This is a genomic window from Acidobacteriota bacterium (assembly GCA_016196065.1).
Classification (GTDB): Bacteria; Acidobacteriota; Terriglobia; order Terriglobales; family Acidobacteriaceae; genus Acidiflorens.
On the sequence record JACPYL010000025.1, the window covers coordinates 467,595 to 480,560 of the forward strand.

The 12,966-nt window shown below is 57.2% G+C and carries 10 protein-coding genes; 7 read left to right on the plus strand and 3 right to left on the minus strand.

Translation table 11 applies throughout. The annotated features are described in order from the left end of the window. Window positions 1–130: 130 nt before the first annotated feature. Entirely contained in the window at window positions 131–1,642 is a 1,512-nt protein-coding gene (locus tag HY010_19860) for a hypothetical protein (GenBank protein MBI3477996.1), read from the minus strand. 391 nt (window positions 1,643–2,033) lie between these two features. Between HY010_19860 and HY010_19865 the strand changes: the two genes are divergently transcribed. The 3 genes from HY010_19865 (at window position 2,034) to HY010_19875 (ending at window position 5,472) form a co-directional block, all read left to right on the plus strand. Beyond that, window positions 2,034–3,194 (plus strand): ATP-dependent Clp protease ATP-binding subunit, encoded by a 1,161-nt coding sequence (locus HY010_19865; protein ID MBI3477997.1) that lies wholly within the window; start codon window positions 2,034–2,036, stop codon window positions 3,192–3,194. A gap of 203 nt (window positions 3,195–3,397) precedes the next feature. Continuing rightward, complete coding sequence (locus HY010_19870) at window positions 3,398–4,771, plus strand: M48 family metalloprotease (protein ID MBI3477998.1); 1,374 nt, start codon at window positions 3,398–3,400, stop codon at window positions 4,769–4,771. A 230-nt stretch (window positions 4,772–5,001) separates the two neighbouring features. Further along, complete coding sequence (locus HY010_19875; protein ID MBI3477999.1) at window positions 5,002–5,472, plus strand: polymer-forming cytoskeletal protein; 471 nt, start codon at window positions 5,002–5,004, stop codon at window positions 5,470–5,472. A 172-nt stretch (window positions 5,473–5,644) separates the two neighbouring features. Here the strand turns inward: HY010_19875 and msrB are convergent, their stop codons facing one another. After that, on the minus strand, window positions 5,645–6,055 hold the full coding sequence (gene msrB / locus HY010_19880) for a peptide-methionine (R)-S-oxide reductase MsrB (GenBank protein ID MBI3478000.1): 411 nt from the start codon (window positions 6,053–6,055) through the stop codon (window positions 5,645–5,647). Between the two features lie 214 nt (window positions 6,056–6,269). Here msrB and HY010_19885 point away from each other — a divergent pair, with 214 nt between their 5' ends. The 4 genes from HY010_19885 (at window position 6,270) to HY010_19900 (ending at window position 11,251) form a co-directional block, all read left to right on the plus strand. Then, the gene (locus HY010_19885) at window positions 6,270–6,719 is read left to right on the plus strand and encodes a DUF882 domain-containing protein (GenBank protein MBI3478001.1); all 450 of its coding nucleotides are present in this window, start codon (window positions 6,270–6,272) and stop codon (window positions 6,717–6,719) included. Window positions 6,720–7,000: 281 nt separating this feature from the next. Further along, window positions 7,001–7,420 (plus strand): hypothetical protein, encoded by a 420-nt coding sequence (locus HY010_19890; protein ID MBI3478002.1) that lies wholly within the window; start codon window positions 7,001–7,003, stop codon window positions 7,418–7,420. 493 nt (window positions 7,421–7,913) lie between these two features. Beyond that, window positions 7,914–9,815, plus strand: a complete 1,902-nt coding sequence (locus HY010_19895; GenBank protein MBI3478003.1) for a choice-of-anchor D domain-containing protein — start codon at window positions 7,914–7,916, stop codon at window positions 9,813–9,815. Window positions 9,816–10,108: 293 nt separating this feature from the next. Then, window positions 10,109–11,251, plus strand: coding sequence for a hypothetical protein (locus HY010_19900; GenBank protein MBI3478004.1), 1,143 nt, complete (start codon window positions 10,109–10,111; stop codon window positions 11,249–11,251). Between the two features lie 67 nt (window positions 11,252–11,318). Here HY010_19900 and HY010_19905 read toward each other — a convergent pair whose 3' ends face one another. Then, complete coding sequence (locus HY010_19905; protein ID MBI3478005.1) at window positions 11,319–12,761, minus strand: tetratricopeptide repeat protein; 1,443 nt, start codon at window positions 12,759–12,761, stop codon at window positions 11,319–11,321. Between the last annotated feature and the right edge of the window lie 205 nt (window positions 12,762–12,966).

The window sequence follows — 12,966 nt, forward strand, 5'->3', positions numbered from 1 at the left end:
GAGGAGAGCCTTACTCTAAATAGGAGTTTATAAAGGTTGCTGACGCAGGCATAGCCGGAATCAAGGATGGTGCATTGTTCCTCGATTCCTGTCTGTACCCCGTGCTCCCTGTGGTTAAAGCTCCGCTTGCCTAGTGTCTCCAGATCTTCGCTGGGCTGGAAACAGGCTGAATGACTGGAGTGGGAGTTGGCGCTGCTGGAGCAGAGGCTGTCGGCGCTGGAGCCTCGGCTTTCGCTGGGACATCGTCGCCGCGGAAGAACTTGCCTTTTGATGCGCGCATCTCCGGCATCGCGGTATAGGGCTTGGAGTAGTCATTGTTGGCGTTCCAGAACAGGAAGCCTACTCCGCCTTTTTCTTTGGCAGCCGTGATCTGCACTTCAATGTATTTTGGCGAATAAGTCTTGGTGCGCCACGCGAAGGCTTGCAGCCAGGGACGAATCACGACGCCGCTGTCTTTCGTGATCTTCATGAAGCGGTCCATGGACTCGCCGATGAAATGCTCGGGAGCATCACCGGGACGGGCGATACCGTCCATGCCAAAGAAGTGCGAGGGGTAGATCATGGGAGAAAGCACGTCACAGTGCTTCGCCATGGCTACGATGTCTTGCCCGGTATGTGCCAGGTCAACCTGCCGCTGCCACGCCATGATTCCGAACACATCGAGCGAGAACAGTGCACCCGAGGGATGAATCTCGGCATAGGCGCGCTTCAGGAAGTCGGCGATGACTTCAGAGCGCTGCCATTTCGGATGATCGGTCTGATAGGTGAATCCGGCATCTTTCTGATCGCCTTCGGCGGGAAAACGTACGTAGTCAAACTGCACTTCGTCGACGCCGGATTGCGCGACGAACTTCGCCAGCGCGATGTCATAATCCTGCACCTTGGGATTGGAAGGATCGGTCCAGACCAGCTTGCCGTTCTCGCGCCACGGCTGTCCGGAGCGATGCGACTTCACCGCCAGTTCCGGGTGCGTCGCGACCAGGTGCTCGTCGCGGAAGATCGCGATCCGAGCAATGGCGTGCATGTTTTGTGAATGCAGGAAACGGGTGAACTTTGGCAGATCGTGGATGTAATGTTTCTGGCCGCTGGCCAGGGGGTGGTCGAAGGCGATATTGACGATGCCGTCGCTGTCCTTGATATCGAACACAACCGCGTTGCCACCGACTTCGCGCCAGTGACGAATGATGCGCATTCCGTGATCGCTGCCGGCCATGACTCCGGTCAGGTAAATAGCCCGCACTTCAAAGTCCTTGGGGACCGCGACAGTTTTCTCTACAATGGGCGATTCCAAAATGCCGGGCACGATCAATTGTTCCCCGGGATGAAGGAATGTTCCTTGCCGGTTTGGATTGGCCTGGTGAATGGCGTCGGCGAGTTCGCTGGACGTCAAGAAACTTGTCTTCTTTAAGTACTGTCGCGCAACTGAAGGAATGCTGTCTCCGCGGTGGGCTTCGTAGACGGCCGAACCGGGAGGCGCGACGATCGGAACCGCATCCGGAGCCTTGGGCTTGGTGACCTGAGTCTTGACGGAAATCAGGTGCGCTGCGTGGGGGTTCTGCACCGCGTCAGCAGATGAAGGGAAGCCGGCCAGGATCAGGGGGAACGCCAGAGCGACAAGAACTCGCGCCGAAAGTCGTGACAATGTTTTTCTCCGGTTGATAACGATGTTACTAGAGTAGGCTGGGTAACCTGCGCCTGCCAGTTACCGCAGGCCAAGCAGGTGTTGGGTTTACGGACAACGGCAAAAGTAAGACAAAGGGGCACGGGAGCGCGGGGGAAGTTCTCCAGAAGTCTGCAAACAATTTCCTTCCCGGGGAGAAGTGGAAATCGGGATGCCCTATCCCGGGCGGGGCTAGCTGCATCTAAAACGTTGAGGAAGAGCGGAATAGGTCCATTTTTGAGGATGGCTAGCCGGTTGCTGTATGCAGGGTGGGGCGGGATACAACCTGCCTTTCTCCTCCGGTGAAAGGTGCTGAATGTCGACCGTACCAGGAAGCTTCCAGTTCCCAGAAAGAAAGAAGAGTCTTGACCCTATGAGAACGAATCTCGCAACCGTCCTCGACCCGACTCGTCGCAGCAACGATGCGCGCGACTTCGACAGCACCCTGCGGCGGAAGATCGTCGGACAGGATCAGGCGGTCGAAAAAGTGGCGGAAATTTACCAGATGTTCCTGGCCGGACTGAACGCGCCGGGACGTCCGGTGGGCAACCTGCTGTTTCTGGGACCGACCGGTTCCGGCAAGACGCGGGTGGTCGAAGCAATGGCCGAAGCACTCTTCGGCGATGCGCGCGCTTGCATCAAGATCGACTGCGCTGAATTTCAGCACTCGCACGAGATTGCAAAGCTGATCGGTTCGCCTCCGGGATACCTGGGACATCGCGAGACGCATCCCCTGCTGACGCAGGAAGCATTGAACCAGTGGCACACCGACAAGCTGAAGCTCTCGATTCTCCTGTTCGACGAAATCGAGAAGGCTTCGGACTCGCTCTGGCAGCTACTGCTCGGCATTCTCGACAAGGCCACGCTCACGCTGGGCGATAACCGGCGCGTCGACTTGTCGAATTGCATCATCATCATGACCTCGAACCTGGGCGCCAGCGAGATGGGCAACCTGGTAAACGGCGGATTGGGCTTTGCACCGAAAGCGGTGCAAGTGGATTCGACGCTCGACGACAAAATCAACCGCACGGCCGTGGACGCGGCGCGGCGCAAGTTCTCGCCCGAGTTCATGAACCGTATCGACAAGGTGGTCGTGTTCAAGACGCTGCGACCCAGCGACCTCGAACAGATCCTGGAAATTGAATTGGGAATGGTCCAGCAGCGCGTACTGATGGCTGCGGGCGTCAACCAGTTCGTTTTCAATTGCACTCCGAAGGTTAAGGAGTTTCTGCTGGTGGAAGGCACGGATCCGAAATACGGAGCGCGCCACCTGAAGCGGGCGATTGAGAAAAACATTGTCTTTCCGCTGGCGAACCTGGTGGCGACCGGGCAGGTCAAGCTGGGAGACTTCATCCGGATCGATATGCTGGGTGAAAACAAGCTTACTTTCGTGAAGGAAGCCGAAGGCGCGATGGTCCCGGTGCTGCTCGAACGCTATGGAGCAGCAGCTGGAGCACCGGCAGTGGCAGCGCGAGCGGCACGTCCGATAGCGGTGCGCAAGGAATTCGGCGCCGGGCTGAACGAGAGTAAATAGATATTGAGTTGCGGTAGGTAAAAGAGGGCACCGCTCAGCGGTGTCCCTTTTTTTGCGTGGAGCCATTCCGGCAAATACGCCTTCCCGCACGGCTTGCCCCTGCCAGTCCCTGGACAACCCCAGCAATCCCTTGTCGAAGCATCTAAAATAGCGGGCGTCATCGTTTGATGAGTCCCAGAACCAGGGATTAACGAAAGGCAACAATGATCCGATCGTCGCACAGTACTCGAGCTATCGCACTCGGTCTAACGCTGTGCCTGGTGACGCCGGGACTACTGGAAGCACGGGTTCAGCCGTCGCACGGCTTCAACATGTTTTCCGCGCAGGAAGAAGTACAGGCCGGACAACAGGCGGCGGACCAGGTGGGGAAGCAATTGCCGCTGCTGCCCGATTCAGATCCTGTGACGAAGTACGTCCAGAGCCTGGGCGCGCAGCTGGCGGCGCATGCTCCGGGCGAAAAGTGGCCATACCAGTTTCATGTGGTCAATCAGAAAGAAATCAATGCCTTCGCATTGCCCGGCGGGCCGGTCTTCGTGAATCTGGGAACGATCCAGGCCTCGGACAACGAGGCGGAACTTGCCGGCGTAATTGCGCATGAGATTTCGCATGTCGTGCAACGCCACGGAACGCGGGCCGCAAGTAAGCAGATGGCCGCCCAGCTTCCGCTGGCTCTACTCGGCGGACTGCTGGGTGGCGGCGCTCTGTCTAAAATGACGCAACTCGGGCTGTCGTTCGGGATTGGCTCGTACTTTCTGAAGAATTCACGCACCGCCGAGCGGGAAGCAGATCTACTGGGCAGCGACGTCCTGTATGACACGGGATACGATCCGCACCAGATGGCCGCTTTCTTCCGCAAGCTGCAAGCACAGGGTGGATCGCGGGCGCCGGAATTCCTCAGCGATCACCCCGACCCGGGAAATCGCTACGAGTATGTTTCGAAAGAGGCCAATTCCCTGCCCGCAAAAAGCTATCGCGGCAATACGGGAGAATTTCTGGCGGTCAAACAGCGCGTTTCCGGAATGAAGCCCCTCACCGCACAGGAAATTGCGGCACAACAAAAAGCGCAGGGCGGGCTGGGAGCGGGCGCCGCGATCCCGAGTACAAGTACGAAAACTCTGGAGCACAATCAATTTCGCATTTCGTATCCCGACAACTGGCAGGTTTATGGCGACAATGCTTCGGCGGTCACCATCGCTCCCGAGAACGGCATCTCGCAGAATGCGATTGCCTATGGCGTGATGATCAATACCTATCAGCCAGAAACCAGTTCCGCTGGACTCGATAAGAATACGCATGAACTGATTGATTCCTTGAAACAGTCGAATCCGGATCTGCGGCTGGTAGGGCGCGACGAAGATATCCGGGTGAATGGAATTACCGGGAAATCTGCCGACCTGATTGGTTCGTCGCCGATCAAAGACTCGCAGGGCGCACCCACTCGCGAGCGCGACTGGCTGGTAGCGTTTCCGCGATCCGATGGATCGTTGTTGTTTGTAGTTTTCATCGCACCCGACGGTGATTTCGGAAAAGCGCGGCCGGCATTTGAACAGATGCTGCGGTCGCTGAAGATCAAGTAAGGTCAGAGGTGAGAGGTCAGATTGCAGAGGTGAACGTCAAAACCAAATTAATTTGCACCTCTGCAATCCGACCTCTCACCTCTGACTTCGTTGTTCCCTCGCTTGTACATCACCTTCGGTAACCTGTTGTGCCTAATCCTTTCGTGCGATTCTGCAAATGCGGTAAGCCGCACCGACCGCGGAATCGGGCCCACTCCCATTCAGCCGCGGAACTCTTGAGAGGTTCACACATGCTGCAGTCTCCGGAACCGAAGTATTCTCCAGCGACCCCCACAAATAGTTATGTCCCCGTAAAGACGGCAGCTCCCACAATGGAGCAGGCCACGATCGGAAAAACCCTGGTTATCAAGGGCGAAGTGAGCGGCTCCGAAGCACTCTTTATCGACGGCCGTGTGGATGGAAGTCTCAGTTTTCCGGATAGCCGCGTCACCGTAGGCCGCCATGGAAATGTGACCGCCACCGTAATCGCAAAAGAGCTGGTCATCATGGGCAAGGTTGAAGGCAACGTGGAATGCTCCGATCGCCTGGATATCCGCGCCGAGGGCTCGCTCTCGGGCGATGTCGTTACGCATCGCATCAGCGTCGAAGAAGGCGCAATCCTGAAGGGCGGCGTTGAAGTACGCACTCCGGAAAAGAAACCGCAGCAGAATCAGGGCAAACAGGACGCTCCGAAGACGATGGCCGCTACCGCGGGCGCGTAATCGAGATTTCGACTTCGAAATAAAGATGGGACGGGCCAAGTGCCTGTCCCTTTTTGTTTGTGCATAACCTGCTTATGTAGAGACGGGGCTTGCCCCGTCTCCGCCATCACGATGGTGCCGGCGCGGGAGACGCGGCAAGCCGCGCCTCTACATTTGGTTCGGTTGAGCAGTTTTACTTTTTCGGCTTGAAATCCAGGGAAGCTGAGTTCATGCAGTAGCGCTGCCCGGTCGGCTTTGGGCCGTCGGGAAACACGTGTCCAAGATGCGCGTCACAATGCGCGCAACGAGCTTCTGTGCGGGTCATGCCGTAGGTGCGATCGGTATGCTCGCTGACGTGCTGCGGGTCAGTCGGAGCATAGAAACTGGGCCATCCCGTGCCGGAATCAAACTTGGTTTCGGAATCAAACAGCGGTGCGCCACATCCGACGCAGTGATACGTCCCGCCCTCGTGATGGTTCCAATACTTGCCGGTGAAGGCGCGTTCGGTGCCGGCTTCCCGCGCGACGTGAAACTGCTCCGGGGACAACTGCTCTCGCCACTCGGCTTCGGTCTTAACCACTTTTTCGTTCAGTTTTTCAGGCATTTCTTTCTCCAAAGATAAGATGCAGGAAGCACGAAAAAGTGGCAAGCCGAGGACCTGACTCCGCCATATTGCCAGCTATCGTAGTGCCGTCCTGACCGCCACGGAACCGAACAAATTCAGTGTGATGACGCGCACAGAAATTCTTACGAATTTCCAGTCTCATGGCCAACACGGCGGCCATTCCACCTGACAGAAGGAAGCCGGCGTATTGCATATGGGCGACCTGAGTCCTCATTTTTCCAAAGCTGAGCTGGCCTGCCACTGCTGCGGCACTCTCAAGATCGACTGGCGGCTCGTCGACGCCCTGGAAGAATTGCGGCGCTTGGTGGGAAAGCCGCTCGTGATCCATGATGGCTATCGGTGCGACCACCATAATCAGGAAGTAGGCGGGGTCACGGATAGCGAACATACGCGCGGGCTGGCTGCGGATATCAATATCCCAGGGTTGTCTCTGCAACAAATGTACGACCTCGCGCTCGGCGTGTCCGCTTTTGCGGAGGGAGGCATCGGCGCCTACGACCACGGTTTCCTCCATGTGGACGTGCGCAACCACTGCACAAGGTGGGCACGCGTGAAGGGCCAATACGTGGGCATCCAACACCTCGTGGAGGAACCAACGTTGTTGGCGAAAGCCAAGGCTGAAGACGCTTTTCGCTCGGGTTAGCGCGAAGGGCGAACGGCGAAGGACGAAGCTGCCCGCCCCAAAACCCTTGTCCACCGCGGCATTTGGAGCGTCATGGGCCAAACCTCAGGCCTCGCCACTTACGCTGGTAACGATAATTGCGTTACTCATAATGTGCAGAGGCTTGCATGCGCATTGCAGTTTCCATGCTCGCAACCTCGGCTAACTGCTTATCTGGCTAACACTTACCTTCTACCGCGCAGATGGTTTGACAGGTGCACTTAGTAAGGCGAGCCCAAGGCATCGGGCAGCTTGGGGGCACCTTGACAGTCATTTATTCCTCGCAGAGTGCAGAACCTCAGCCGAAAACACGAGGCGCGCTGCTTCCGCTGCTGGTGGTCCTGTTCGTGATTTCCTACGGGATTCTGACCCTGCTCGTGGTCGAACAAGGGCGCACCATCGAAGCGCAACGCAGTCTGCTGCGGGAAATGCTCAAGGACAGCCGGCAGTTGGCAACCCTGAAAGACAAGCTGGCGCACGAGGTTGCCGTGCAGGCTCACGATAAGGCACCGACCCAGATGGATCAGAAGGACGCCGTCACGGGCAGTGCTCCGAACGCGACGCCGAAAGCACCAGTCAAGGACCCGAAGAGGCCTGGAAGATCGGCGCGCATCCGGAAAGAAGCTCCGGAGAGACCTGCGGCCGACCTGCAGGATGTTCGAAGGTCGACGCGGGTCATCTAGTTTCAGATTTGTGTTTACGGTTCTGTGAGATCGACGGCCCGTGGTAGGGCTGTGATTGAGAGACGACCCTTATGAAGGCCCTGACCCTCGCCTTACTCTTGTCTCTACCCGTCCCCAGGTTGGCGCCCCCACCTCGGCCCTCTCCCACCTCCCTCAAACAGGAGGTTCGCAAGGGAGGCCGATGGCATATGGCAGCGAGCGGGCATGCGGTCTTTTGCTATGGCCCCGTGATGACCATGCCGCAGGCAACCGGTGGCCTGCTCAGAGTTGCAACTTTTTGCCGTGGTGATCTGGCCATGGTACCCCTCAAAGACTAAGCGATCTTGGTTTCGAATGCGCTCAATCGCGCTCCCATGGCCTAATCTACTACCACAAATAGTTGACAGCAGCTCTGAGAACGCCCAGAATGCTGGGCAGTGTTTTCTTCACGTCTCCAGTTTCCCGGCAGGCATGGGAACCCTATCAACTGCAACTCTCTTCCAGGAGGAAGGCCTTGAGTCAATCCAAGAAACTTGTTTTCCGCAGCGGGACAATGGTCGTTTGTTGTCTCGCGCTGACGGGCGCACTGACATTCGCTCAAAACAGCAAGACGACGGTTCGATATCCCGCTGGTCACGCCGTATCACAACCGCTTCGCGAACTGCCCATCGATGTGCTGGGCCTGCATGATCGGGAAGCTCCCGAACCGAAGCCGATTCCGATGGGTGTGCGCGGAACTGCCAAGCCGGCCGGACCAGACTCGGTATTACAAAAAGAAGTCCGCCCGAACGTTGGCGCAACGCAGGGCATCAATTTCGAAGGCATCGGAGCCAGCGGTTTTGCTCCTTCCGACGTGAACCTGGCTGTCGGTCCGAATCACATTGTGCAGACCGTCAACGTGCGGCTCGCGGTGTACAACAAGAGCGGCGCACTCCTTTCCGGTCCCACCAACCTGACGACTTTCTTTGGTCCCGTGGGCGGAGCCTGCGCGGCCGGCGCGAGCGATCCGATTGTGAACTACGACCGTCTCGCGGATCGCTGGGTGATCAGCGATGTAGGCATCGGCGCCACATTCTCGGAGTGCGTGGCGGTTTCCAAGACGAATGATCCGGCCGGAGCCTATGTGCTCTACAACTTCAGCTTTGGGGCGAATTTGAACGATTATCCGAAGCTAGGAGTCTGGCCAACGGCGAGCAACAGCGCCTATCTCGCAACCTACAACATCTTCCTGAACGGCCGGGCGTTCGGTGGCTCTGATATCTGCGGCTTCGACCGGACAAAGATGCTGGCAGGTGCGGCGAATCCCGCCCAACTTTGCGTTATGACACCGAACACGGAAGGTGGCTATCTACCCGCCGACCTGGATGGCCCGACCACTCCTGTCGACGGACAGCCGGGACCATTCCTCACGTGGCAGAACAACAATCCTGGACAGCTGTTCCTGCGTAAGCTCACCATGAACTTCGCGACCAGCGCAGTTTCGCTGTCAGCCCCGATCACGATCAACGTGGCGAACGCGACTCTGGCTTGTGGAAACGGCGGCACCTGCGTTCCGCAAAAGGGCACGACGCAAACGCTCGACACGCTGGGCGATCGCATGATGTATCGCATGGCGTATCGCCGTTTCGCGGATCATGACCGGGTTGTCGTGAACCACTCCGTAGACAATGGCGGCCCGGTAGCAGTGCGCTGGTACGAGATTCTCGACCCGCTCACCGCGCCGACAGTCAACCAACAAGGGACATTCGCACCGGATGCTACTTACCGCTGGATGGCCAGTGCTGCGATGGACAAGTCCAACGACATTGCCATCGGCTACAGTGCATCCAGCGCTACTATCAATCCGGCCATTCGCTTTACGGGCCGCGTGCCCAGCGATCCGGCGGGCACGCTCGAAACCGAAGCGAGCATCCTCGAAGGTACTGGATCGCAGACTGCCGGCCTGAGCCGTTGGGGTGATTACACAGCCCTACAGGTTGATCCGGCTGATGACTGCACCTTCTGGTACACCGATCAGTACGAAAAAGTGAGCGGCACATTTAACTGGAATTCGCGCATCGGATCCTTCGCGTTCACCAACTGCGGTGGAGGCGGCGGTGGTCCGGCGGTGAGCCTGGTACCAGCCTCGTTGAAGTGGGGCAAGATCTTCGTAGGCGTGAAGAGTGGAGCGAAGACGATCACTCTCACCAATACGGGTTCTGCGACCCTGAACATCAGCAGCATTGCCGCGAGCGGGGACTTCGCCATTAAGACTGTGGCAAAGTCCTGCAAAGCCACGGTGGCGGCGGGAGCGAGCTGCCTGATCAAGGTAACGTTCACTCCAACCCAGCTTGGAGTACGTACTGGTCAGGTCACCATCACTGACAATGCGCCGGATTCTCCGCAGCATGTGAGCTTGACGGGAACCGGCAAGTAGGCACGTTGGTACGAAGTCGGATAGGGCGGGATGGTCATCCCGCCCTCATCTTCTTTCCTTATCCTCTTATCGCGGCGTTTCGAATACTACCCCTTAAAACCCTGCCCCCTAGCTACTATTGGCCGATAGTATTTGGCGTTCCACAGCGCAAAACCCTTGACACACGGGGCAAGTGAAGACAGAATCGTTCCCATGTTTTGTTGGACCCCTCTGTTCCCCCCGGAATCCCTCCGGTAAAAAGGGACAAACAATTACAGCACGGCAAATCGAATCAACTCTCTCAGGAGGAAGCAGTGAGCAAATTCCAGAAGTTCGTAGTGGCCTCTCTCTGTCTCACGTTGTGTGTGACTGCGGGTTTCGCGCAGAAACTCACCAAGCTCGAAGTACGGAATGGAGATTCGGCGTACATCAAGGGTGCGAAGCCGATGTTCGCGGTACTTCCCCGTGCGGTTGAAACACCATCTCCCAATCAGCCGGATGTGCAGGTTCCGATCTGGACAAACACGTTCAAGTTCAACAACCAGACATTCACCTATCACATGGTAGGCACCGACCCAGCGGCTGGATCTGCAACTTCGAACATTCCGCTGGTGATCATCCCTCTCAAGTTCAAATTCTCGGACGGAACCGTGCTCTCGGCAACGCAAAAAGTTTGCGGCGACGTGAAGAATACGAACTTCCGGGTGAAGAACTCTCCGCTGATCAAGAAGGCTGCTTTCGCGCCCGGTGGCACGAACGTCGGGACCACGCAATATGTTGATGCATTCCAACGCGCCAATTTCTGGAGTGCCGTCAGCACGACGTCACCGAACTACCACGTGCTGCTGAGTCCGGTGACTGTGAAGCCGCTCCAGACCATCAATGTTGGCGCGAATGGCACCAGCGTAGCTGGCCCCTGTGCCCGCATCGGCGAAGTGGACATCAACTTCTTCGATAACATCGCGATGGGCCTGTTGACCTCACTGAACATTCCTGCCAACACCCTGCCGCTGTTCCTGGACTACAACACGTTCCTGACTTCGGGCGGATGCTGCATCCTCGGTTACCACAGCACGAATAACGCCGGGACGCAGGCCTATGCGGTGGCCGCGTACAGCGATCCTGGAATCTTCAGTGCAGCGGGAATTCGAGACATTCACGCATTGAGCCACGAAATCGGCGAGTGGATGGATGATCCGCTCATCCCTGGAACCAACTTCGTTCCACCGTGGGGACATATTGGCCAAGTGGGCGGATGCCAGAACAATCTCGAGACTGGTGACCCGGTTACCGGCAGCGCGTTTACGGTTACGACCGGCGGCGGTTTTCCGTTCACCTACCATCCGGAAGATCTGGTGTTCTTCCCCTGGTTTGCTCGCGTCAGCCCGTCCACTTCGGTGAACGGCTGGTACACGTTCCTGAACGCATTTGCCGCACCACAGCCAGTGTGTCACTAACTTTGTAGGTTTGCTTGCTTGGAGGGGGCTGCATCATGCAGTCCCCTTTTTTATTTCAGCAAGATTTTCAGGATGCTTTTTTCACTGACACGTTCTTCTGTGCTTTGCTGCGAATGAACGCGTAGTTGAGTTGCGGGAGGGAGTGGAACTCTGCTGCTTTCCGGCAGTAATCCTGCGCCTGCCGGTTGTTTCCTTTGGCCTGGTAGGCCTGGCTCAGGCGAAACAGGTTGCGAGGATCCTGCTCGTTGGCCTGCTCCAATTCTGTGATCGCTGTGTCATAGTCCCTCTCCGCAAAAGCGATCCTTCCTGCAAGTTCGTGCGCGAGTTTGAGTTGTCCCGGATTTTTCGAGGAGTCCGCTCCTGAGCGATACTCCAGCGCATGGCTCCTCGCCGCGACGTAGTCTTTCTTGCCGATCGCCAGGACCGTCAGATTGAAGTGGTGCTGAAGTTTGGCATTGTCTTTGATCGCTTGCGAAAGAGAGGACTCCGCCATCAACTGGGCCGATCGATCGAACGCCTGCTGCGCTAAGTCATAGCGCTGCATCTCGGCGAGGATGTTTCCTTTGGCCTGCAAATCGGCGGCCATGGCTGCAAGATCATTCTTTTTTTCTGCAACCGCATATTCCTTGTCCATATGTTGGACCGCTTGAGCCAGCTGTCCATTGTCCACGGCCACCACCGTCATGCCGAAGTATGCGGTGCGGAGCTCGCCATCATTGCGCGCCATTGCAGCCATCTTCTCGAGTTCGGCAGCCGCCGCCGCATGTCTCCCCTGATACATCAGGTCGGCCGAAATTCCAAAGTACGAAGGCACGAAGTGACTGTCCATACTGAGGGCCTTGCGATATTGCGCAATCGATTCATCGAAGCGGCCCGTCTTGAGCAGCAATTCGGCGTAGGAGTCGTACGGGTTCGGATCGTTGGGAATCAACTCAATGTATTTCTTGAAAGCTCGCTCCGCCTCCGGGTAGTTCCCTTCCTGACGATTGGAATACCCCAGCAGGTTGTAAGCCAGCGAATAACCCGGTGCCACTTCGGTAGCTTTCTTGTAGTGCGCAATGGCCTGCTCGTACTCTTGCTGCCCAAAGTGGTAGCTGCCAAGGCTGAAAAGGGCGCGTTCATCGTTGGGATGAATGGCAATCAGGCGATCGAGATATTCCTTCTGCTTGGCGACGTCACCGTTGGCTCCGGCCTCACTGGCCAGAATGAGCAAACGTTCCCCTTCCGACGTCTTGCCGACCAGCGCCATGGCTTTGTTGAGATGCTCGAAGAATTCCTTGGCGGTAGCGGCACTATTGGCACGCGCCAATTCTGCGGAGGCGAACTCCGGGTCGAGTGCGATGGCTTTGTCGAGGTGCGCCACCGACTCCTGCATCTGCAATTTTTCAGCGAGATCGCGGCCCACAAGAAATTCTTTTCGCGCTTCGTCGGACGTGGTAGTGATCGGTATCTTGCCATCGTCGGAGGCCGCGGCCGATTGTGGGGCGCGGTCCGACTTGCTACAAGCCATCCCAATGAGGCTCCCAACAACGAGCACAGCTGCAAAACCAGTCCTTATTAGTTTTTCTGAAAACATAGGCTCTCCCGCGAATGCGCGATTGCGCCAGCCTCTCGAGTGGGCCCAGTTTGTAAGCTTTTCGAGCCGAAGGGCTTGGGTCACATAGTTCTAGACGTTAGCGGCAGACTTTGGATAGCACCAGCGGGCACTCACAACA